This window comes from Streptomyces purpurascens, from assembly GCF_045040895.1.
GTDB classification, from domain to species: Bacteria; Actinomycetota; Actinomycetes; order Streptomycetales; family Streptomycetaceae; genus Streptomyces; species Streptomyces purpurascens.
Map to the genome: position 1 here is coordinate 232,771 of NZ_CP108341.1, position 20,570 is coordinate 253,340.

At 72.4% G+C, this 20,570-nt stretch carries 20 protein-coding genes; 10 read left to right on the forward strand and 10 right to left on the reverse strand.

All coding sequences use genetic code 11. The features are described 5' to 3' along the window. Nucleotides 1-84 precede the first annotated feature (84 nt). Nucleotides 85-1,629 carry a glycoside hydrolase family 32 protein gene (locus OHU35_RS01115; protein WP_359896263.1) on the reverse strand — a complete coding sequence of 515 codons (1,545 nt, stop codon included), beginning with the start codon at nucleotides 1,627-1,629 and terminating at the stop codon, nucleotides 85-87. A gap of 158 nt (nucleotides 1,630-1,787) precedes the next feature. On the opposite strand from OHU35_RS01115, the gene OHU35_RS01120 reads away from it, so the two are divergent. Genes OHU35_RS01120 through OHU35_RS01135 form a run of 4 tightly spaced genes read left to right on the forward strand, consistent with a single transcriptional unit; the run spans nucleotide 1,788 to nucleotide 6,401 of the window. After that, nucleotides 1,788-3,197, forward strand: a complete 1,410-nt coding sequence (locus tag OHU35_RS01120) for an extracellular solute-binding protein (protein WP_359896264.1) — start codon at nucleotides 1,788-1,790, stop codon at nucleotides 3,195-3,197. Further along, nucleotides 3,194-4,150 (forward strand): sugar ABC transporter permease, encoded by a 957-nt coding sequence (locus tag OHU35_RS01125; RefSeq protein WP_359896265.1) that lies wholly within the window; start codon nucleotides 3,194-3,196, stop codon nucleotides 4,148-4,150. Before OHU35_RS01120 ends, OHU35_RS01125 begins: the two co-directional genes overlap by 4 nt. Nucleotides 4,151-4,167: 17 nt before the next feature. Next, a complete protein-coding gene (locus tag OHU35_RS01130; RefSeq protein WP_189729841.1) occupies nucleotides 4,168-5,022 on the forward strand; it encodes a carbohydrate ABC transporter permease in 855 nt (284 codons plus the stop codon). Then, a complete protein-coding gene (locus OHU35_RS01135) occupies nucleotides 5,019-6,401 on the forward strand; it encodes a glycoside hydrolase family 32 protein (protein ID WP_359896266.1) in 1,383 nt (460 codons plus the stop codon). The genes OHU35_RS01130 and OHU35_RS01135 overlap by 4 nt, the downstream gene beginning before the upstream one ends. On the opposite strand, the gene OHU35_RS01140 is transcribed toward OHU35_RS01135, so the two are convergent. Then, the gene (locus tag OHU35_RS01140) at nucleotides 6,364-7,428 is read right to left on the reverse strand and encodes a LacI family DNA-binding transcriptional regulator (RefSeq protein WP_189729844.1); all 1,065 of its coding nucleotides are present in this window, start codon (nucleotides 7,426-7,428) and stop codon (nucleotides 6,364-6,366) included. The genes OHU35_RS01135 and OHU35_RS01140 overlap by 38 nt on opposite strands. 104 nt (nucleotides 7,429-7,532) lie before the next feature. Between OHU35_RS01140 and OHU35_RS01145 the strand changes: the two genes are divergently transcribed. Next, on the forward strand, nucleotides 7,533-8,363 hold the full coding sequence (locus OHU35_RS01145; RefSeq protein WP_189729846.1) for an aldo/keto reductase: 831 nt from the start codon (nucleotides 7,533-7,535) through the stop codon (nucleotides 8,361-8,363). Between the two features lie 38 nt (nucleotides 8,364-8,401). After that, complete coding sequence (locus tag OHU35_RS01150; RefSeq protein WP_359896268.1) at nucleotides 8,402-9,010, forward strand: DNA polymerase ligase N-terminal domain-containing protein; 609 nt, start codon at nucleotides 8,402-8,404, stop codon at nucleotides 9,008-9,010. A gap of 15 nt (nucleotides 9,011-9,025) precedes the next feature. Here the strand turns inward: OHU35_RS01150 and OHU35_RS01155 are convergent, their stop codons facing one another. The 4 genes from OHU35_RS01155 to OHU35_RS01170 all read right to left on the reverse strand — a co-directional run bounded on the left by OHU35_RS01155 (nucleotide 9,026) and on the right by OHU35_RS01170 (nucleotide 13,095). Continuing rightward, the gene (locus OHU35_RS01155) at nucleotides 9,026-11,368 is read right to left on the reverse strand and encodes a SpoIIE family protein phosphatase (protein ID WP_359896270.1); all 2,343 of its coding nucleotides are present in this window, start codon (nucleotides 11,366-11,368) and stop codon (nucleotides 9,026-9,028) included. A 60-nt stretch (nucleotides 11,369-11,428) separates the two neighbouring features. After that, nucleotides 11,429-11,896, reverse strand: coding sequence for a peroxiredoxin (locus OHU35_RS01160; RefSeq protein ID WP_308400968.1), 468 nt, complete (start codon nucleotides 11,894-11,896; stop codon nucleotides 11,429-11,431). Then, entirely contained in the window at nucleotides 11,893-12,273 is a 381-nt protein-coding gene (locus tag OHU35_RS01165; RefSeq protein WP_189729852.1) for a DoxX family protein, read from the reverse strand. The genes OHU35_RS01160 and OHU35_RS01165 overlap by 4 nt, the downstream gene beginning before the upstream one ends. Nucleotides 12,274-12,348: 75 nt before the next feature. Beyond that, a complete protein-coding gene (locus tag OHU35_RS01170) occupies nucleotides 12,349-13,095 on the reverse strand; it encodes an AraC family transcriptional regulator (RefSeq protein ID WP_405504215.1) in 747 nt (248 codons plus the stop codon). Nucleotides 13,096-13,185: 90 nt separating this feature from the next. Here OHU35_RS01170 and OHU35_RS01175 point away from each other — a divergent pair, with 90 nt between their 5' ends. Further along, the gene (locus tag OHU35_RS01175) at nucleotides 13,186-14,343 is read left to right on the forward strand and encodes an MFS transporter (RefSeq protein ID WP_405509151.1); all 1,158 of its coding nucleotides are present in this window, start codon (nucleotides 13,186-13,188) and stop codon (nucleotides 14,341-14,343) included. Between the two features lie 157 nt (nucleotides 14,344-14,500). On the opposite strand, the gene OHU35_RS01180 is transcribed toward OHU35_RS01175, so the two are convergent. The 4 genes from OHU35_RS01180 to OHU35_RS01195 form a co-directional block, all read right to left on the reverse strand. Further along, entirely contained in the window at nucleotides 14,501-15,016 is a 516-nt protein-coding gene (locus OHU35_RS01180; RefSeq protein WP_189729856.1) for a MarR family winged helix-turn-helix transcriptional regulator, read from the reverse strand. Nucleotides 15,017-15,055: 39 nt separating this feature from the next. Next, nucleotides 15,056-15,250: a ferredoxin gene (locus tag OHU35_RS01185; RefSeq protein ID WP_189729858.1), complete on the reverse strand. Its 195-nt coding sequence runs from the start codon at nucleotides 15,248-15,250 to the stop codon at nucleotides 15,056-15,058. 27 nt (nucleotides 15,251-15,277) lie between these two features. After that, complete coding sequence (locus OHU35_RS01190; RefSeq protein WP_405504217.1) at nucleotides 15,278-16,495, reverse strand: cytochrome P450; 1,218 nt, start codon at nucleotides 16,493-16,495, stop codon at nucleotides 15,278-15,280. Nucleotides 16,496-16,624: 129 nt separating this feature from the next. After that, nucleotides 16,625-17,365: a response regulator transcription factor gene (locus OHU35_RS01195; RefSeq protein WP_189729862.1), complete on the reverse strand. Its 741-nt coding sequence runs from the start codon at nucleotides 17,363-17,365 to the stop codon at nucleotides 16,625-16,627. 131 nt (nucleotides 17,366-17,496) lie between these two features. Between OHU35_RS01195 and ligD the strand changes: the two genes are divergently transcribed. From ligD to OHU35_RS01210, 3 genes are all read left to right on the forward strand, one after another. After that, nucleotides 17,497-18,477 (forward strand): non-homologous end-joining DNA ligase, encoded by a 981-nt coding sequence (gene ligD / locus OHU35_RS01200; RefSeq protein ID WP_359896274.1) that lies wholly within the window; start codon nucleotides 17,497-17,499, stop codon nucleotides 18,475-18,477. Between the two features lie 142 nt (nucleotides 18,478-18,619). After that, nucleotides 18,620-19,393: an NPP1 family protein gene (locus tag OHU35_RS01205; protein ID WP_189729866.1), complete on the forward strand. Its 774-nt coding sequence runs from the start codon at nucleotides 18,620-18,622 to the stop codon at nucleotides 19,391-19,393. 100 nt (nucleotides 19,394-19,493) lie between these two features. Continuing rightward, nucleotides 19,494-20,516, forward strand: coding sequence for a questin oxidase family protein (locus OHU35_RS01210; protein WP_405504219.1), 1,023 nt, complete (start codon nucleotides 19,494-19,496; stop codon nucleotides 20,514-20,516). The last annotated feature ends 54 nt before the right edge of the window (nucleotides 20,517-20,570 follow it).

The following is a 20,570-nucleotide window of genomic DNA, read 5'->3' on the forward strand; positions in this document are numbered from 1 at the left end:
GCTCCGCTGGTCGTGGGCGTGGTCCGTCCTTCCCGAAGATCGTGACAGTGATCTCCGCCCGGGGCGACACCGCACCGGCACCGCTCACACCTCGAACTCCCGGATCGTGGTGTTCCGGAACACCGCCCTCCCGTCGACGGTGAACAACGCGAGCCCGGTGTCGACCAGATATGGGAACGCCGCCGTCGAGTGCACGTACCGGCCGTCGTCCAGGAACAGTTCCACCGATGTGCGGTCGACCAGGGCGCGGAGTGTCACCGTGCGCCGGGCCGGGTCGAAGGGGCTGTGGCTCTCCTGCCATCGGCCCGACATGTCCGGGGACACGGTGGGGCGGCGGTTGAGGTAGGCGTAGTCGCGGTGGACTCCGGCGTCGATGTGCCGGACGCCGTCCGGGGAGCGCCGCAGTTGCACTCCCGCGCCCGTGAGCTGGTCCCAGGTGATCTCGCAGGTCAGTTCATAGGCGGTGCCCCGGTAGTCGAGGACGCGGGTGCCGTCGACGGCCAGGTCGCCGAGCCGTACCGTGCGCGAGACGTACCGGTCGAGCGCGGCGACCGGCCGGGACACCAGGTGGTAGGTGCCGTCGGCCGCGCGCTTCAGCGTGATCTCGCGGACGATCGAGTCGGTGCCGTTGAAGCCGTCGCTGTCGATCGTGGGCGTGATGTGGGCGTAGTCCCAGTTGTTCAGCCAGCCGATGGCGTAGCGGGTCTCCTCGTCGGGCGTGCCGTCGGCGCCGCGTTTGTCGAAGGTGACGGCTCCGTACCAGTCCCAGCCCTGGTCGAGCCACTGCGGCTGTTCGGCGTCGGCGGTGAAGACGCCGCCGTCGAAGGAGCCCGTCCAATACGCGTACGTGTTCGGCAGCCCGGCGGCCTTGCCGTTGGCGCTCACGCCGAGCACCCACTTCACCGTGCCGTCCCCGGCGCGGATCCGGAACAGGTCGGGGCACTCCAGGACACCGATGCCGCCCCTGACGAAACCGCTCACGTACCTCCAGGACCTGAGGTCGGCGGAGTGGTAGAAGCCCACCTTGTCGTTCTCGGCGAGGGTCATCACCCACCGGCCGCGTTCCTCGTCGCGGATCACCTTCGGGTCGCGGAAGTCGCGCACACCGGGGTTGGGCAGCACCGGGTCGGTGCCGTGCGGGGTGAAGGAACGGCCGCCGTCGGTGGAGTAGTACAGGTACTGCGCCTGGTCGCTCGGACCGTCGTGCGGCGACATCGTGGCCAGGGCGATGACCGCGCCCGCCCCGAAGCCGGCCGTGTCGTCCGTGTCGACCACCGCCGAGCCCGACCAGACGTCGCCGTTGGGGGTGGTGTCCTTGGGTACGGCGATCCCCCGGTCCGTGAAGGAGACCAGGTCGGTGCTGGTGGCCAGGCGCCAGGCGGTGCCGACCTCGCCGGAGAGGTAGTCGGCGTTGTGGAGGTAGTAGTAGTGGTACGCGCCGTCGATCCAGACCGGGCGTTGCGGGTCGTTCTTCCACTGTCCGGGGACGGTGAAGTGGTAGGCGGCGCGGTAGGACGCGCGGGCCGTCCTTGGCCTGGCCGCGGCCGGGCCCGCCGCTGCGGGCAGTAACGCGCCGGCCGTGCCCACGGCCGAACCTGCGAACAGCGCTCTCCTGCTGATCCCGCTCATCACACTCGTTCCTCTCGTCGGAAACGGCGGCTCATGGGACCAGGACTCTCGGACCTAACTCGTTAAAGGTCAAGCGCTCGCACGCCTTGACAGCTCTGCGCGGCCCTCACATCATCTGGGGCATCACCCCTCGTCTAACACGAGTTAGGCCCACAACGATGACCGACTCGCACCTCACCCGCCGCGCCCTCATGCGGTACGGCGCCTATGGCGCGGGGGCCGCCGCGCTGGCCGGCACCGCCGCGAGCTGGGACCGGCTCACCGGAGCCGACATCCCCGGCCGGGACGACGGCTCCCTAGTCGTCGCCACTCTGGGCCCCGCTTACGGGCCGGAGGCCATCCGCTCGCTCCAGGAGGGCTTCCGCGAGCTGCACCCCGACATCAAGCTCCGGATCAACGCCGTGCAGGCCGTCGACTGGTCGGACTTCTTCGCGAAGATCCTCACCCAGGTCGCGGCGGGCACCGCCCCCGACCTCGTCTACGTCGCCACCGAGGGCGTGCAGCTGTTCGCGCAGCGGCTCGGCGTGGCCCTGGACGCGTGGGTGCGGCGGGACGCGGCCGAGCTGAAGGAGTACTTCGCCGACGTCCACCCGTCGCTGGTGGAGTCGATGATGTACGAGGGCAGCCTCTACCAGCTGCCCGTGGAGTTCAACGCGGCCGACATGTACTTCAACCGGCAGGTGCTGCGCCGTGCGGGGGCGGGCTTCCCGCCGGCCGACTGGACCCGCGACGACTTCACCACGCTGCTGCGGGACATGAAGAAGTCCAGCGGTTCCCGCTTCACACCGTATTTCTGGACCAACCGGCTCTGGGGCGGCGTGGTGCCCTGGCTGTTCGCGAACGACACCAACCTGCTCACCGAGTCCAAGGCGCCCGGCGGGCAGTGGCTGTGGGACGGCTTCTACCCGGCAGCTCAGCGCAAGGGCCGCGGCGGCGGCTTCCGCTGGACGACGCCGCAGGCCACCCACGACCGCGTGGAGGAGGTCTACGACTATCTCGCCTCCCTCATCCGGGACGGCCTGTGCACCCGCCCCGAGGGCGGCAACGGCCAGAACCTCATCGGCGTGTTCTCCACCGGCCGGGTCGGAGTCACACCGGCGGGCGGCTTCTGGGCGGGCGGCCTGCATCTGGCGGGCATGCGGCGGGACGGGTTCGACGTGCAGTACTTCCCGCGCTGGCGCACCCAGCGCATGCAGTACGGCGCGGCGGGCTACGCGCTGCTGCGCACCTCGAAGATGCAGGACGAGGCGTGGGAGTTCATCAAGTACGCGGCCCGCAAGGACACCCTGACGCGGCTGTTCACGACGAACCAGACAACCCCGGCCCGCCGCTCCCTGCTGACCGCCGACCGCTACGAGAAGTCGGGTCCGGCGCACTGGCCGGTCTTCTACGACACCCTCGACCGGTTCCCCGACACGGGCCCGATCCCGGCGCCGCCGCAGGTCGCCGAGGTCGAGCAGGTGCTGCTGAAGCACACCGGTACGGCCCTGGCCTCCCCGCGCTCGGTGCGTCCCGCGCTGCGCCGGATGCAGGGCGATCTGGAGAAGGCCATGGAGCGTGACGCATGACGAACACCCAGACACCGCCCGCACGGGCCGCCCGCCCCGAGGCCGCGCCGTCCCCGAAGCGGAAGCGTCCCTCGGCCCGCGACCGGGGCACCCGGCTGCTGGCGACCCTGTTCCTGGCCCCGACGATCGTCGGCATCGTCGTGTTCACGGTCGTCCCCATCGTCGGCTCGGTGGTGCTGAGCCTCTTCCACTGGAACGTGATCGACTCGCCGGGTTACGCCGGGCTCTCCAACTACGGGGAGGTGTTCGGCGACTCGACCGTCCTGGTGTCCTTCCGCAACACGCTGGTCTTCATGGTGTTCGCGGTGGCGCTGCAACTGCTGATCGCGCTGGCGCTCGCGCTGACCCTCAACGGGCGGATGCCGGTGTGGCTGCGGTCGGTGTTCCGCTCGGCGTTCTTCTTCCCGCTCGTGCTGTCCGCCGCGTCGATCTCGGTGGTGATGAAGTACCTGTTCAACCAGGACTTCGGGGTGGTCAACTGGCTGCTCGGCTTCGTCGGGATCGCGCCCGTGCCGTGGCTGACGTCGGAGAACGCGGCGATGGCGACCGTCGTCCTGGTCTATGTCTGGCAGCAGTTCGGCTTCTCGTTCCTGCTCTTCATCGGCGGCCTGAACAACATCCCGAAGGAGATCCACGAGGCCGCCGCCCTGGACGGCGCGACCGGCCTGCGCAAGCACCTCACCGTCACCCTGCCGCTGCTGTCACCGACGCTGCTGGTCGCCTCGGTCGTCGGCATCATCAACGCGCTGCAGGTCTTCGAGCAGCCGTACGTCCTCACCAACGGCGGTCCCGGCGACTCCACCCGCACGGTCGTGATGGTGATCTACGAGACGGCGTTCGAGCAGTTGCGCTTCGGTGAGGCGTCCGCGGTGGGTGTGCTGCTGTTCGTGCTGATCATGGCGGTCACAGCCCTTCAGTTCCGGCTCAGCCGGCGTTTCGTCCACTACCAGTGAGCCGGGTGAGTCTTCCCATGAGCCAAGCAACCCTGTCCTTGGGCCGTGTGCGGTACCGGCTGGCGCCCTGGGCGCGGATCGCCGGGCTGGCCGTCTGCGCCCTGCTCACCCTCGGCCCGGTGGTGTGGACGGTCTCCACCTCGCTGCGCACGCCTGCCGAGGCGTTCAACCTGCCGCCGCAGCTCGTCCCGTCGAATCCGTCCACCGAGGCGTACCGCGGGGTGTTCGACCAGATCGACGTCTGGCTGCTGGCGCTGAACTCCACGCTGGTCACGGGGCTGATCGCGGTCGGCCAGATGATCACGGCCGGCCTTGCCGGATACGCCTTCGCGCGGCTGGAGTTCCGCTTCAAGAAGCCGCTCTTCGGCCTGGTCCTGGCGACGATGATGGTGCCGTTGCAGGTCACCATCGTCCCGGTGTTCCTGGTGCTGAAGTCGATGAGCCTGACCGACACCCTGCTCGGGTTGATCATCCCGGCCTTTCCGACCGCCTTCGGCACGTTCCTGATGCGGCAGTACTTCCTGGGTATGCCCAAGGATCTGGGCGAGGCGGCGATGCTGGACGGCGCCGGGCCCTGGCGGACCTTCCGCTCCGTGTACGCCCCGTTGGCCGCGCCCGGCCTCGCGATCGTCGGTGTGCTGGCCTTCAATTACCACTGGAACGAGTTCTTCCGGCCGCTGATCCTCGAGACGTCGGGGCAGAACTACACGTTGCCGCTGGGTCTGGTCTCCCTCCAGGGCAACCTCGGCACCGGCTCGATCTCCGTGGTGCTCGCCGGTGTCGTCCTGTCCATGCTTCCCGCCGTCGCCGTGTTCGTCGTCGGCCAGCGCCCTCTGCGCGAGGGCATCACGTCCGCAGGAGTCAACCGTTGAGCCTCGCCGCTCCCCCGCAGGACCCGCACGCCCCGCGCTTCCGGGTCCGCCCGCCGGCCAACTGGATGAACGACCCGAACGGGCCGTTCCGCTGGCGTGGCCGCCACCACCTCTTCTACCAGCACAACCCGGACGCCCCGGTGCACGCGAACGTCCACTGGGGGCACGCCTCCAGCTCCGACCTCGTGCACTGGGAGCACCACCCGATCGCACTCGCCCCGACACCGGGCGGCCCGGACGAGGCGGGCTGCTGGTCGGGGTGTGTGGTCGACGACGCCGGCGTGCCGACGGCCGTCTACACCGGGGTCGACCGTGACCACACCGGGCTCGGCACGATCTGCCTGGCACGGGCGGCGGACCCGGACGACGAGACGCTCATCGAGTGGACTCCCCTGCCCACGCCGGTGGTGACGGGCCCGCCCGACGGGCTGGACGTGGTGATGTTCCGCGACCCGTTCGTCTTCCGGCACGACGGACGGCGCCTGGCGCTGGTCGGCGCGGGGCACGCCGACGGGACACCGTCGGTCCTGCTCTACGACTGCGACGACCTGACCGACTGGCGGTTCGCCGGAGTGCTCCTGGACGGCCGGGACCCGGCCGCCTCGGCGGCGTTCGGCGACCGGGCGACCGGCTGGGAGTGCCCGCAGCTGTACGCGACGAAGGGCTGCGAGTGGGTGCTGGTCGTGTCGCTGTGGGACGGCCACCCCTGGACCACCGCATACCTGACAGGCCGTCTGGATACGGATCTCCGCTTCACCGCCCGGACGGGCGGCCGGCTCGACCACGGCCGTGACTTCTACGCGCCCGCCGTGCTCCAGGAGCCGGACCGCGCCCTGATGTGGGGCTGGTCGTGGGAGGCCCGCGAGCAGGGCGAGCACGACTGGGCCGGTGTCCTGACCGCGCCCCGTGTCGTCGACGTCCACCCGGACGGGGCTCTGCGGGTGGCCCCGGCCCCGGAGCTGCACCGGCTGCACGCCGCCGAGCCGTTCGTCACCGCCCCGGGCCGGGCCACGCTGCCCGCGGCCTACGACCTGACCGTCAGCGCCCGCGGCCACGCCACGGTGACCTTGCTGCGGTCGGCCTCGGGCGCCGAGCTCACGGTGTCCCTGGACCCGGGCGAGGGCACCGTCACCCTCGACCGGGGCGGGTGGCCCCGCAAGGAGGCCGGGACAGCCGAGCCGATCATCGTCCAGGTGCCGCCTGACGAGGAGCTCACGGTGCGCGTCCTCGTCGACGGCTCGCTGTACGAACTGTTCGTCGGCGACCGGGCCACGGTCACCGAGCGCGTCTACCACCGTGCGGACGACGTAAGGGAGTTGAACGTGACACCCGGCGCCGCCGTCACCGGATGGGCGCTGGTCCCACCGACGCGCGGCTGATCACCGGGCAGGCCAGGCGCCGCACGGTGGCGGGCGGTGTCCGTCCGGTGGCGATGGCTTCGAGGAGGAGGCCCGCCGCGGCCTCCCCCATCGCCCGGTGCGGCAGCGCGACGGTGGTGAGGGGCGGCGTGAGGTGGGCGGCCATGTGCTCCTGGTCGTCGTAGCCCACCACCGACAGCTCGCCGGGCACGGAGATCCCGAGCCGGGTCGCGGCGTGCAGGACGCCCGCCGCGACCCGGTCGTTGTAAGTGAAGATCCCGGTGGGCCGCTCGTCGGCCGGGGCGCCGTCGAGGAGGCGGACGGTGCCCTCGTACCCGCCGGAGATCTCCCCTCCGGTCCGTACGACCCAGTCCCTGGGCACGGTGATGCCCTCGGCGCGCAGCGCGTCGCGGAAGCCGCGCAGCCGCTCCACCGAGGCGATGTCGTCCCGCCCGCCGACGAGGGCGACCCGCCGGTGTCCCTGCTCCAGCAGCAGCCGGGCCGCCGTCCGGCCTCCCGCGCGCTCGGCGGGGATGACGGCGGGCAGCGAGTCGTCCGCGGGCAGGCAGTTGGCCAGCACGGAGTGGGTGCGGTGCAGGCCCTCCGGGACGCGGACGCGGCGCAGGGACATGGCCGCATAGATGATGCCGTCGACGCGCCGGTCGAGGAGTTCGGCGACCGCCGCGTCCTCCTTGGCCGGGTCGCCGCCGGAGTCGACGGTGAGGACCAGGTGCTCCCCGGCCCAGGCGGTGTCCATGGCGCCGCGCAGCAGCCGTCCGGCGAACGGCGAGGAGGCTATCTCGTCGGTGACCAGGCCGATCACGGCCGTACGGCTGCGGCGCAGGCCGCGGGCGACGGGGTCGGGCCGGTAGCCGAGCTGGGTCGCGGCCTGCCGGATGCGTTCCTGGGTGGCGGGCGAGAGGTTGCCGTCGGCCCGGCCGTTGAACACGAAGGACACCGCGGTGTGCGACACGCCGGCGAGCCGGGCCACGTCCCGCGAGGTGGGACGCCCCGATCCCGCCACCGGCTTCTTCTCGGCGCTGCCCATGCCGTCCGCCGTCCTCATCCGCCACCCGTCCGGTTGATCATTGCTCACCCTATCCGTGACGCTGGAGGGACGACACGGTCAACAGTCAACGGGAAGGTCCGACGGTGATCAGCATCCCGACGCACACGCTCAACGACGGTACGACGCTCCCCGCCCTGGGCCTCGGCACCTGGCCCCTGGGCGACGACGAGGCGCAGCAGGCGGTGCTCTCGGCCCTGGAGGCGGGCTACCGCCTGATCGACACGGCGACGAACTACCGCAACGAGACGGGGGTGGGCCGCGGGGTGGCCTCCGGCGTGGTGCCGCGCGAGGAGATCGTCGTGACGACGAAGCTCCCCGGCCGGCACCACGGCTACGAGGAGACCCTCGCCTCGTTCGAGGAGTCCCGGGCCCGCCTGGGCCTGGAGTACGTCGACCTGTACCTGATCCACTGGCCGCTGCCGCGCGTGGACCGGTACGTCGACGCCTGGAAGGCCATGATCAAGCTGCGCGAGGAGGGGCTCGTCCGGTCGATCGGCGTCTCGAACTTCACGGCCGGGCACATCGAGCGGCTGGAGAAGGAGACCGGCGTACTGCCCTCGGTCAACCAGATCGAGCTGCACCCCTTCCTTCCGCAGGCCGAGCTGCGCGCCTTCCACGCGGGCAAGAACATCGTCACCGAGAGCTGGAGTCCACTGGGCCGGGGCACGCCCCTGCTGGACGACCCGGCCGTGGCGCGGATCGCCGGGGCGCACGGGGTGTCGGCCGGGCAGGTGGTCCTGCGCTGGCACACGCAGCTGGGCGCGGTGCCGATCCCGAAGTCGGCGAACCCTGAGCGGCAGCGCTCGAACCTCGACGTCTTCGGCTTCGAGCTGAGCGAGGAGGAGATGCGGGCCGTCGCCGACCGGGCGCACCGGCGGGTCGGCGGGGACCCCGAGGTGCACGAGGAGTTCTGACGGGTACCCGGGGCCCGCGAGACAGGGAGGAGCCGCAGGTGGCTGAGCGGGACCGGCTGCGGGACTACCGCGGCAAGCGCGACTTCGACCGGACCGGCGAGCCCCGGGGCCGCGGGGCGTCCTCCGGGGACAGGCCCCGGTTCGTGGTGCAGATCCATGACGCGAGCACGATGCACTTCGACTTCCGGTTGCAGGTGGACGACGTGCTGAAGTCCTGGTCCGTCCCCAAGGGGCCCTCCGCGGACCCGAAGGACAAGCGGCTGGCCGTGCCCACGGAGGACCATCCGCTGGAGTACGAGGAGTTCGAGGGGGTGATCCCCCGCGGCGAGTACGGCGGCGGCACCGTGATCGTCTGGGACCACGGCACGTACGAGCCACTGAGCCACGACCGCCAGGGCAGGCCCGTGGACTTCGCGGAGTCGCTGGAGCGCGGGCACGCCACGTTCCGGCTGACTGGGTCGAAGCTGCACGGCGCATACGCCCTCACCCGGTTCCGTGACGGGGCGGACGGGGCCGAGGAGGCCTGGCTGCTCGTGAAGCGGGCCGGAGGCGCCCGTACGCACGGGGCACCGGATCCGCGCCGGGCGCGTTCGGCCAGGTCCGGCCGCACCCTCGCCCAGGTCGCCTCGGAGGCGGCCGGGGAGTGACGCCCCGCGGCGTGGTCAGAACAGCGGTGTGAGCGGCTGCTCGCACCAGATGGTCTTGCCCCTGCTGGTCTGCCGGCTGCCCCAGCGCTGGGTGAGCTGGGCGACCAGCAGCAGTCCGCGCCCGCCCTCGTCGTCCTGGTGGGCCCGCCGCAGGTGCGGGGAGGTCGAACTGCCGTCGGACACCTCGCAGATGAGGGTCTGGTCGCGGATCAGGCGGAGCTGGATGGGCGGGGCGCCGTACCGGATGGCGTTGGTGACCAGTTCGCTGACGACGAGTTCGGTGACGAAGGCCGTCTCGTCCAGTCCCCACGCGGTGAGCTGATCGGTGGCGGCCTGCCGGGTGACGGCCACCTGTGCGGGGTCCGGGGTGACGTCCCAGGTGGCGACCTGGTCCGCGCCCAGCGCCCGGGTGCGGGCCAGCAGCAGCGCCACGTCGTCGCTGGGCTCCTCGGGCAGTACGGCCTTCAGCACGGTGTCGCACAGGGCGTCGAGCGAGTCGGCGGGCACGGTCAGGGCGCGGCACAGTTCGTCGGTGGCGTGGTCGACGTCGCGGTCGCGGTCCTCGATGAGTCCGTCGGTGTAGAGGGCGACGACGGAGCCCTCGGGCAGTTGGAGCTCCGTGGCCTCGAACGGCAGCCCTCCGACGCCCAGCGGGGGCCCCGCGTTCATGGGGATCAGCCGGGCGGATCCGTCGGGCAGCACCAGGGCGGGGGCGGGGTGCCCGGCGGCGGCCAGGTTCAGGCGCCGCGTGACGGGGTCGTAGACGGCGTAGAGGCAGGTCGCGCCGAGTTCCGCGACCTCGTCGCCCTCGTCGTCCGACGCGAGATGGGTGACCAGGTCGTCCAGGTGGGTGAGGAGCTCGTCCGGCGGCAGGTCCACGTCGGCGAGGGTGCGCACGGCCGTGACCAGCCGGCCCATCGTCGCCGAGGAGGGGATGCCGTGGCCCACGACGTCCCCGACGACCAGCGCGACCCGGCTGCCGGACAGCGGGATCACGTCGAACCAGTCACCGCCGATACCGGCCGCCGAGCCGGAGGGCAGATAGCGGTGGGCGACCTGGACGGCGGCCTGGCCGGGCAGGCCTCTCGGCAGCAGGCTGTGCTGGAGGGCCAGCGCGGTGGTGCGTTCCCGGGCGAAGCGGCGGGCGTTGTCGACGCAGACCGCGGCCCGGCTGGCGAGTTCCTCGGCGAAGACGACGTCGTCGGCGCCGTAGTCGTCCACCTGCTTGATGCGCACGGCCACGGCGACGCCGAGGGTGGTGCCGCGGGCCCGCAGCGGCACCGCCATCATCGAATGGACGCCCTTGCGGTAGGGGCGTCCCTGCGGGGCGCGCGTGTTGCGCTCGGCGACCCAGCGCATGAAGGACGGCTCCCCCGCCTGGCTGAGGATCGCGCGGCCCTCCCGCATCGCCCGGGCGATGGGCGAGAAGCCGGGGTAGACGTCCACTTCTCCCAGGCGGACGGCGGCTTCCGGGGTTCCCTCGGTGTGGGAGCCGTGGGCGACTCGGCGCAGCACGATCTCCTCGGTGGGCACGGTCGGCGACTCCTCCGCGCCGAGGACCCAGTCGAACAGGTCCACGCTGGCGAAGTCGGCGAACCGGGGCACCACGACCTCGATCAGTTCCTCGGCCGTGCGCACCACGTCCAGGGTGGTGCCGATGGTGGCCGCCGCCTCGTTCAGCAGGGCCAGCCGCTGCCGGGCCCAGTACTGCTCGGTGCTGTCGAAGGCGGCGAGGGCGGTGCCGAGGAGCTCGCCGGCGGCGTTCCGGACCGGCCACATCTCGGTGACCCAGGCGTGCTCCCGGTTCAGGGCCGGCGCACCGGTGAAGCTCTCGTAGCGCACTGGCCGGCCCGTCTCCACGACGTGCTGGAGATGCCAGTTGAAGCCTCGCATGTGCTCGGCCTCTCCCACGGTCTCCGGGAAGTGCCGGCCGAGCAGGGTCTCCTCGGGCACGCCCATCACATGGCAGGCGGCTTCGTTGAGCCGCAGATAGCGCTGGCCGGTGTCGAAGACGGACATCGACATGGACGCCTGCTGGAAGGCCTGTCCGGCCAGGGACGTCTCGGCGCTGCCGGGCGGCTCGGCGGTGACGACGAAAACGCCCGCCTCCCCGTCGGGGCCCGCCACGGCGCACCCTCTGACGCTGAGCCCGACCAGATAGCCTTCGCGGTGCCGCACCATGACGGTGCCCGACCGCGCGGACACCGCCTCGGGCGCCACGTCCTCGGCGAGCAGTTCCCGTACGGCCCGGCCCACGGCTTCCTCAGCCGGATACCCGGTCAGTCGCCGGGCACCCTCGCTCCACCCCGTCACAATGCCGCGGGCGTCGATGATCGCAGCAGCGGAGGCGTCCTCCATTCGTCCAGGATCATCCCTTTGCCGCCCGCTATCAACCGCGGCGGCGCATTCGTGACGGTGTCAGCTCCGATGAGCGCGAAGGGCGGCGAGCGCCCGGTCGGCGTGGGCGTTCATACGCAGCTCGCTGCGGACGACGTCAAGGACGGTGTGATCCTGCGCGATGACGAACGTGGTCCGCTTGGTGGGTGCCAGGGAGAAGCCGCGCTTCACACCGAACCGCTCGCGGACCGTGCCGTCGGCGTCGGACAGCAGGGGCATGCCGAGGGCGTGCTGTCCGGCGAACTCCTGCTGCCGCTCGACGGTGTCCCCGCTGATGCCGACGGGGCGTGCGCCGGCGGCGGCGAACTCGGCGGCGAGGTCGCGGAAGTGGCAGGCCTGCGCGGTGCAGCCGGGGGTCAGGGCCGCCGGGTAGAAGAAGAGCACGACCGGGCCCTCGGCGAGCAGCCCGGACAGGGTGCGGACGGTGCCGGTCTCGTCGGGCAGCTCGAAGTCCTCGACCTTGTCGCCTGCCTCCACGCGCGCGCTCACGACCGGCCCTCCGCGTTCCGTGCGACGCCGCGGGCCCAGAGCACGAGGGGCACCTGCAGGGGCAGGCGTCCGAAGGCGGCGGCCTTCTGCGGCGTGGGGCGGTGGCGCCAGTCGGCGGCCATCTTCACGTTGGCGGGGAAGACCCCGACGAAGAAGGCCGCGGTGGCCAGCGCGGCCGCCTTGCGGGTACGCGGCGCCGCCAGACCCGCGGCCAGCGCCAGCTCGGCGGCCCCGCTGGCGTAGGTCCAGGTCCTGGGCGTGCCCGGCAGGCCGCGCGGGATGGTCGCGTCGAACGAGCGTGGGGCGGCGAAGTGGGCGACCCCCGCGGCGGCCAGCAGGCCGGCGAGCAGCAGGGGCGAGCGTTCGGACCGGGACACGGTTCCTCCTCTGATGGCCTGCCGCGCGATATTACCGGGCGGTAAACGGGTGGACGGACCGGGGGGTTCACCAGGTCAGGCGCGGCGGTGGTGCGTGCCCGGGGTGTAGCCGAACGAGCGGCGGAAGACGTCGATGAAGGCGCTGGCGGAGGACCAGCCGCAGCGGTGGGCGACGGTGGTGACGGGCAGGCCGTCGGCCAGCATCCGCAGGGCGTGGTAGAGCCGCGACTGCGTGCGCCACTGCGGGAAGGTCATGCCGAACTCGGCGCGGAAGAGCCGGCTGAGGGTGCGCTCCCCCGCTCCGGTCGCGGCGCCGAGGGCGGCGAGGGTGCGCGCGTCGGCGGGGTCTGCGTGGACGAGCGCGCAGACGGCGGCCAGCCGCGGATCGGCGGGTGTGGGCAGGCGCAGCGGCTGCTGCGGCGAGAGGCGCAACTGGTCGCGAAGGACGGCACGCAGCCGGCGGCGCTCGGGGCTGTCGTCGCCGGGGTCGCGGGTGTAGGCGAGGATCAGCTCGCGCAGCAGCGGGCTGACGGCGAGGACGGCGGGGTGGTCCAGGCCGAGGGGGTTGTCGTCGGCGGGCAGGCCGACCAGGTGCAGGTCGAGGCGGCCGTGGGCGCGGTGGGCGTGCACGGTACCGGCGGGGACACAGATGGCACGGGTGCCGGGCGCGAACCAGGTGCCGGCGTCGGTGGTGACGGCGACGACGCCGGAGCCCGCGTAGACGATCTGGTGGTCGTCGTGCCGGTGCGCGTCGATGCGGTCGCCGGCGGTCAGCCGCTGGGCGCGGGTCGGCGCTTCGGGGGTGTGGCGGATGTTCGGCACAGTCCGGCAGATTATCGGAAGCGGGCCATGCCCGCCGCCGACGACGATCGCCGGGTGACCGCTTCGAGACGCGACCGACCCGTCCTGTTGATGTCCCTGGGGCACGCCTGCGTGGACGTGTACCAGGGAGCCGTGGCCGCTCTGGTGCCGTACTTCGTCGCCGAGCGCGCCTACTCCTATGCCGCCGCTTCGGGTGTCGTCCTGGCGGCGTCTCTGCTGTCGTCTCTCGTGCAGCCGCTGTTCGGCGTGCTCACCGACCGGTGGGCGATGCCGTGGCTGCTGCCGCTCAGCGCGCTGACGGCCGGGGCCGGCGTGGCCCTGAGCGGGGTGACCGGCTCCTACGCGCTGACTCTGGCGGTGGTCGCCGTGTCGGGGGTCGGCGTGGCCGCCTACCATCCGGAGGCCGCCCGGGTGGCGCGGGCCGTCGCGCGCGGCCGGCACACGGGGATGAGCTGGTTCTCCTTCGGCGGCAACGCCGGCTTCGCCCTGGCGCCCCTGCTGGTCTTCGCCGTGGTGGCCACGGGCGGGCTGCGCGCCTCTCCGCTCCTGGTCGTGCCCGCCCTGGCGGGAGCGGCGCTGTGCGCGGCGGCGATGCGCTCGGCCGGGTCCGGCGCCGGCAGTGCCGGTTCGCCTGGCACCGCAGGCCGGGACGACTGGCCGTCCTTCCTGCGGATGTCCGGTGCGGTGGTGTGCCGCTCGGTCGTGTTCGTCGGCCTGAGCACGTTCGTCTCGCTGTATGTGCGGGAGCGCACCGGCGGTGGGGAGGCGGCCGGTACGGCGGCGCTGTTCGTGCTCTACGCCAGCGGCGCGGTGGGCACGCTGGCCGGGGGCAGGCTGGCCGAGCGGTACGGGCGGATGGCGGTGGTGCGCCGGTCGTACGCCCTGACCGTCCTGGCCGTGGCCGGTCTGGTCCTGGTGCCCGGGCCGCCGGTGTATCTGTTTGTCGCGCTGACGTCGGCGGGCCTGTACGTTCCGTTCTCGCTGCACATCACCCTCGGCCAGGACTTTCTGCCCCGTCGCGTGGGCACGGCGAGCGGTGTCACGCTGGGCCTGACCGTGAGCGTCGGAGGCCTCGCCGCTCCCGCGATCGGGGCGCTGGCCGACGCGACGTCCCTGCGGACGGCCCTGCTGCCGCTGATCGCGCTGCCCGCGCTGGGCCGGCTGCTGCTGTGCCGGCTGCCCGAGCCCGCGCCGCCGGGACCCGGGGGCGCCGAGCGGGCGGATCCGCGGAACGCGGCCGCAAGGTGACCGGGGATCAGGCGCTGCCCGCCCGCCGGGACGGACGGGGCCGAGGGGAGGCGCCGCCCTCTCGGTGACCGTGTGCCCCGCGTATCGCAGGCCGACCACCCGGGCACCCCGGCGACCTGGAATCAGGCGCGCCCACCGGAGCACACGGCGCCAGGGGTCAGGCGCCGGCCGCCGGGGCGATCTGGGGCTCGGGCTCCTCCTCGACGGCGTAGGCCAGGAAGTCGTCGACCATGCGGTGGAAGAGGCCGGCGAGCTGCCGCAGCTCCTCGGGCGACCAGTCGGACAGGGCCAGTTGCATGCCGCGGACCCCGACCTCACGGATCTTGGTGATGGCCTGCCGGCCGGCGTCGGTGAGCTCGATGCGCTGGGCGCGGCGGTCGTCGGGGTCGGGGACGCGGGTGACGTGGCCGGACTTCTGCAACTGCTGCACCGTGCGCGTGACGTGCGAGGCCTCCACACCGAGTCGCGCGGCGAGTTCCCCCGGCCGCAGCGGCTCGGAGTCGGCGACCTGCCGCAGCAGCGCGACGGCGGCCCGGTCGAGCGGCACGCCCGCCAGGGCCATCAGTCGCTCGTGCTGGCGGGCGCGCGTGCTCAGGTAGGTGATACGGGTGAGCGCACGCTCGATCTCGATCACTTCCGGGGAGGGGACGTCGGGGAGCGGTGGTGTGGACATGGAAGCCACTTTACCATCTCGTTGCGTAACTCAAGTAAATCATTCGACCAGCCGGATCGCGGCGGCCGGGCAGATCGCCACGGCCTCGCGCACCTCCTCCAGGGAGTCCGCCGGGGGCCGCTCCTCCAGCACGAAGGCGACGCCGTCCTCCTCGCGCTGATCGAAGACCTCGGGGGCGGCCATCACACACTGCCCCGAGGCGACGCATTTCGGCTCGTCCAGTTCCACACGCATGGTTGTTCTCTCCTCCGGTTTGGCGCGTCACCAGGTGACGGGCAGTTCGTAGACGCCGTAGACCGATCCGTCGTGCTTGAACGGCAGGCTCTCCACCGGGGCGGCGAGCTTCAGGGTGGGGATGCGGCGGTACAGGGTGCTGTAGACGACCTGGAGTTCCATCCGGGCCAGCGGCTGGCCCAGGCACTGGTGCACGCCGAAGCCGAACGCGATGTGCCGGCGGGCGTCGCGGCGCAGGTCCAGCCGGTCCGGGTCGGCGAAGGCGGCGGGGTCACGGTTGGCGAGGTCGTTGGGCATGACCATGCCCTCGCCCGCCTGGATGGTCTGCCCGCCGATCTCGATGTCCTCGAGGGCCGCGCGACGGCGGCCGTTGTGCACGATGGTCAGATAGCGCAGCAGTTCCTCGACCGCGGCGGCGACCCGCTTGGGGTCGTCGGTGTCGCGCAGCAGCGCGAGCTGCTCCGGGTGTTCGAGCAGGGCCAGAGTGCCGAGCGCGATCATGTTGGCGGTGGTCTCGTGCCCGGCGATGAGCAGGAGCACGCCCATGCGGGCCGATTCACTCCGGGACAGTTCCCCTGACCTGACCCGCTCGACGAGCCCGGAGAGCAGGTCGTCCGCGGGGCGGGCCATCTTCTCGCCCATCAGCTCGTCGAGGTAGGCGATGAGCCGCCCGTGGGCGGTCATCCGGTCCTCCATGGCCGCGTCCCGCTTGATGAGGAGCCGGCTGTTCTCCTGAAAGAAGTCGTGGTCCTCGTACGGCACCCCGAGCATCTGGCAGATCACCAGCGAGGGCACCGGCAGCGCGAACGCCTCCACCAGGTCGACCGGGCCGGACTTGGCGAGCATGTCGTCGATCAGATCGTCCACGATCTTCTGCACGCCGGGCCGCATGGCCTCCACGCGTTTGATCGCGAACGGCGCGGTCACCATCCGGCGCAGCCGGGCGTGTTCCGGGTCGTCCATGAGGATGAAGCTGGCGTTGTTCTCACCGCCGCCGGCGGCGACCTGGAGCGGGTATCCGGGCCGGGTGATGTCGGCGCTGACCCGGGGGTCGAGGAGGAGGGCGCGCTGATCCTCGTACCGGGTCACGAGCCAGGGCGTACTGCCGTCCCACAAGCGGACCTTGACGAGCCGGCCCTCGCCCTGCTGCGCGGTGAGGTCCGGGGGCGGGTCGAAGGGGCAGCCGGCGGCTCGGGCCATGGGGTACTCGGGGACCGCTGCCGTGCCGGCGAGAGTATCGGCCATGCTTCTCCTCGGTCGGGGTGGGCGCGGAGTGCGTTGTCGAGGCCTCGGTGAGCCCATGCAAACAGAGGGGGCTGACGCCCTCCCGTCAGTCCCCTGACAGAGAGCTGACGTGACCCGGCTCACAGGGCGTCAGGGTTCGAGATCGGCGCGCCCAAGCCAGTAGCCGAAGCCGCGGCGGGTGTGGATCAGCGCCGGTGCCTCCCGGTCGACCTTGCGGCGCAGCCGGGAGACGAGCTGCTCGATCGCGTTGCCGCCGCGCGGGTCGCCCCAGACGATTCTGCCGATCTGCTCCTTGGAGAGCACCCGGTGCGCGTTGACCAGGAGGTGGCGCAGGAGGCGGTACTCCGCCGGGGTCAGGTCGAGCGCTCGCGCCCCGCGGCGCGCCCGGCACCGGGCGTCGTCCAGGACCAGATCTCCGTAGCCCAGTCCCTCGGCGCGGCCCGGGTCGGGGACCGAGGCACGCAGTAAGACGTGGATACGGGCCAGGACTTCGGCCACGCGGAAGGGCTTGGTGACGTAGTCCGTCTCCCCCGGGCCGAGTTCGGGCAGCAGGCCGGGGAGGGAGTCGCACACTGTCAGCAGCAGGACCGGCGGGCGGTGGAGGAGCGCGGCGGGGCGCCGCCGGCCCAGCTCCGTCATGTCGGGCATCTCCCCGTCGAGGACGGCCAGATCGAACCGCTGCCGCTCGACCCGTGCCAGGGCCTCCGCCCCGGAGTCGGCCAGACTGATCCGGTATCCCGCCAACTCCAGGGTGGTGGACAGCAGTTCCGCGAGCTCCGGCTCCCGCGCGACGACCAGCACGTGCTGCCCGTCCCCGCGCGCGAGCGTCGACGTCTCACGGAGAGTGCCGTACGGCGACGAGGTAGCCATACGGCCACCCTACCGCCCTACTTGCCTAACTCAAGCAATACCGGCCACCGGACTCCAGGCATCGACGCCGTTCAGGCGAAAGACGCGGAAAACGCGCGTGACCGCACCCCGGTACGTCCACACCTCAACCCGTGGACCTGCCGCTGATCCCGCCCATGCTCGCCACGCCCGGCACCCTGCCGCCCGCCGCGCAGGACGCGCGCTGGGCGTACGAGACCAAGCAGGACGGCCAGCGCGTGGTGGCCTATCTCCCCGGGGACGGCAGCGTGCTGCTGCGGGCCCGGTCCGGGGAGGACATCACAGCCGCGTACCCCGAACTGAGGCCGCTGGGCACCGCGCTCGGGCCCACGCCCGCCGTACTGGACGGGGAGATCCTGGCCCTCGACGAACAGGGCCGTGCGAACTTCCAGTTGCTCCAGTCCCGCATGGGCCTGGCCCACGCTCCCGCCAGGGCGGCACGGCGGGCCGCGGAGGTACCGGTCCACCTCGTGCTCTTCGATCTGATGCACCTGGAGAGCCAGGCGCTGATCCGGCTCCCCTACGCGCGACGCCGCTCGGCACTGGAGGACCTCGGGCTCGCCGGGCCCTCCTGGTCGACCCCGGCCGCGCTGGTCGGCCACGGCGCCGAGGCCTTGGACGCCACCCGCGCGCACGGCCTGGAGGGCCTGGTCTGCAAACGGCTGGACTCGGTGTACGAACCGGGGGTCCGCTCGCGGGCCTGGATCAAGATCCGCAACATGCGCACCGAGGACGTCCTGGTCGGCGGCTGGCAGCCCGGCAAGGGGCGGCTCACCGGACTGCCGGGGGCGGTGCTGGTCGGGCAGCGTGCCGCGGGGCGGCTGCGTTACGTCGGGAGCGTGGGCACCGGCTGGAGCGAGGCCGAACGGACCGAACTCGCCGGGCTGCTGCGGGCCGCCGCGAGCGACGTCTGCCCCTTCGACCCGGCCCCGCGCGCTCCGGGCGCGCACTGGGTCGTCCCCCGGCTGGTCGGCGAGGTCCGCTACAGCACCCGCACCCGGGAGGGCCTGTTGCGGCAGCCGTCCTGGCTGCGGCTCCGGCCGGACCTCGCGCCCGGGGAGGCGGCGGCCGACATCCCGGACGACTTGGTCTGAAGCGGCACCCGGACGCCGGTTGTTGGGCAGTGATTCACTCCTGTGATCCCCACGCCTCTTGGCATGAACGCGTTCACCGTGGAAGCTGAACCTCCCTTTCCCCCACAGCCGTTGGGCTGCGCCCGGACATGAGGAGGACGCAGTGTCGTCACGCCCGTTCGCACACCGCAGGAGATGGTTCACCGGTCTGGCCGGTGCGGCCGCCCTCGTCCTCGCCTCCCCCGCCACGGCCTTCGCCGCGCCGCCGAGGGCGCTGCCCGCTAACGCGGAGTCGCTGGAGCAGACGTACCAGCCCGCCTACGACTACGACACCGACGGCTGCTACTCCACGCCCGCGATCGGCTCGGACGGCACGGTCAACGGCGGGCTCAACCCGACCGGCGCCCTCAACGGCGACTGCCGCGACGCCTCGGACCTGGACAACACCAACGGCTACTCGCGCTCCAAGTGCAACAACGGCTGGTGCGCCATCCTGTACGCCCTCTACTTCGAGAAGGACCAGGCCGTCGCCGGCAGCGGTATCGGCGGCCACCGGCACGACTTCGAGCACGTCGCGGTGTTCGTGCAGGACAACCAGGTCAAGTACGTGTCGACGTCCGCCCACGGCTCGTTCGACGTGCACGCGGCGTCCGCGGTCCGCTTCGACGGCACGCACGCGAAGATCGTCTACCACAAGGACGGCGTCAGCACGCACTGCTTCCGCCTCGCGAACTCGGGCGACGAGCCGCCGGAGAACCACAAGGGCACCTGGCAGTACCCGCCGCTGGTCGGCTGGAACGGCTACCCGGCCGGGGTGCGCGACAAGCTCACGTCCTACAACTTCGGCAGCGCCAACTTCGGCCTGAAGGACGCCAACTTCGCCAACCACCTCGCCTCGGCCAAGCCGTCCGGCATAGCGTTCGATCCCTACGCCTGATCCCGCCGGGCACCGGCCGAGAGGCCTAGGCCCCTCGGCCGGTGCGGCTTCCGCCCGGCGTCCGATCCGCGGGCGCCGGGCGGCCGCATAGCGTCCCGCCATGGACACCCACGACACGACCGGGACCCTCGAAGAAGCCCTCGAACGGCTCCACGCCTCGGGCCCGGAGCGGCTCGGCAGGCTCACCAACCACGCCCCCATGGTCGTGGAGGCGCTCACCGCGCACGGCCGGTCGGGCGCCGCGCACCGGTGGCTGGATCTGTACCGGCACAAGCTGGAGGACTTCCCCGCGCCCTTTGCGCCCGTGACCGACGCCGACTGGCGGGAGGCCCTGGGTGATCCGCGCCGGGCCGCCGACTGGATCGCCCACTTCACCCGGGCACTCACCGAGCGGCCGTGGCGGGACGTCCTCGCCGAGTGGTGGCCCCGGCTGCTGCCCGGGATGTACGGCGGTTCCACTCATCCCGTGATCCGCGTCGGGCATGCCGTACGCGCCCTGGAGGCCGGGGAGAACGCGCCGCGGCTCGCCGAACTCGCGCACGGCCTGGGCTACTGGGCGGCCCGGCACCGCCCCGTCTCCGGCATCGCATCGCTGCCCGGAGCACCGGACGCGGCGCGGTCCCTGGACGCCGTGCCGCCGATCGACGACCCCCGGGGCGGATTCACCGACCGGCTGACGGCCGTACGGCGACTGCCGCTGTGGGCGGGCGACGTGACCGATCCGGACACGGCCCGGGCCCGCCTGACCGAACTGGTCCGGGCCGCGACCCACCGGTACGCCACCCACGGGCACGGCGAGGCGACCATGCTGGTGCACGCGGCGACGGCGCCCAACGCCGTACTGCGCACCCTCGCCTCCCTCCCGCGTGAGCTGTGGGCGCCGAGCCTGCACGCGGCGTGGACGGCGTCGGCCGCGGTCACCGCCATGTACGCCCCCGCCGAGCCCGTCGCCGCCGTCCCCGCACCGGACCGCACGGCGGAGGAGGTGCTGGAGACGGCCCTCGCCCATGGCGACGAACACGTCATCAAGCTCACCGACACCGCCCTCGACGTCGGCGACGAGCGGGCTCTCGCCGCGGCCCTGCGCGCGGTCGAACTGAGCGAGCCGCTCGTCCCGAACTGACGCACGGTGCCGGGTGGTCGGGGGAGGTACGGCACGGACTCACCCGTGCGAGGG

What these genes read in the sequence shown, in the direction of transcription:
- OHU35_RS01115 (WP_359896263.1), bottom strand. Translation starts at nt 1,629, where the DNA reads ATGAGCGGGATCAGCAGGAGAGCGCTGTTCGCAGGTTCGGCCGTGGGC.
- OHU35_RS01120 (WP_359896264.1), top strand. Translation starts at nt 1,788, where the DNA reads ATGACCGACTCGCACCTCACCCGCCGCGCCCTCATGCGGTACGGCGCC.
- OHU35_RS01125 (WP_359896265.1), top strand. Translation starts at nt 3,194, where the DNA reads ATGACGAACACCCAGACACCGCCCGCACGGGCCGCCCGCCCCGAGGCC.
- OHU35_RS01130 (WP_189729841.1), top strand. Translation starts at nt 4,168, where the DNA reads ATGAGCCAAGCAACCCTGTCCTTGGGCCGTGTGCGGTACCGGCTGGCG.
- OHU35_RS01140 (WP_189729844.1), bottom strand. Translation starts at nt 7,428, where the DNA reads ATGGGCAGCGCCGAGAAGAAGCCGGTGGCGGGATCGGGGCGTCCCACC.
- OHU35_RS01155 (WP_359896270.1), bottom strand. Translation starts at nt 11,368, where the DNA reads ATGGAGGACGCCTCCGCTGCTGCGATCATCGACGCCCGCGGCATTGTG.
- OHU35_RS01175 (WP_405509151.1), top strand. Translation starts at nt 13,186, where the DNA reads ATGTCCCTGGGGCACGCCTGCGTGGACGTGTACCAGGGAGCCGTGGCC.
- OHU35_RS01180 (WP_189729856.1), bottom strand. Translation starts at nt 15,016, where the DNA reads ATGTCCACACCACCGCTCCCCGACGTCCCCTCCCCGGAAGTGATCGAG.
- OHU35_RS01185 (WP_189729858.1), bottom strand. Translation starts at nt 15,250, where the DNA reads ATGCGTGTGGAACTGGACGAGCCGAAATGCGTCGCCTCGGGGCAGTGT.
- OHU35_RS01190 (WP_405504217.1), bottom strand. Translation starts at nt 16,495, where the DNA reads ATGGCCGATACTCTCGCCGGCACGGCAGCGGTCCCCGAGTACCCCATG.
- OHU35_RS01195 (WP_189729862.1), bottom strand. Translation starts at nt 17,365, where the DNA reads ATGGCTACCTCGTCGCCGTACGGCACTCTCCGTGAGACGTCGACGCTC.
- OHU35_RS01210 (WP_405504219.1), top strand. Translation starts at nt 19,494, where the DNA reads ATGGACACCCACGACACGACCGGGACCCTCGAAGAAGCCCTCGAACGG.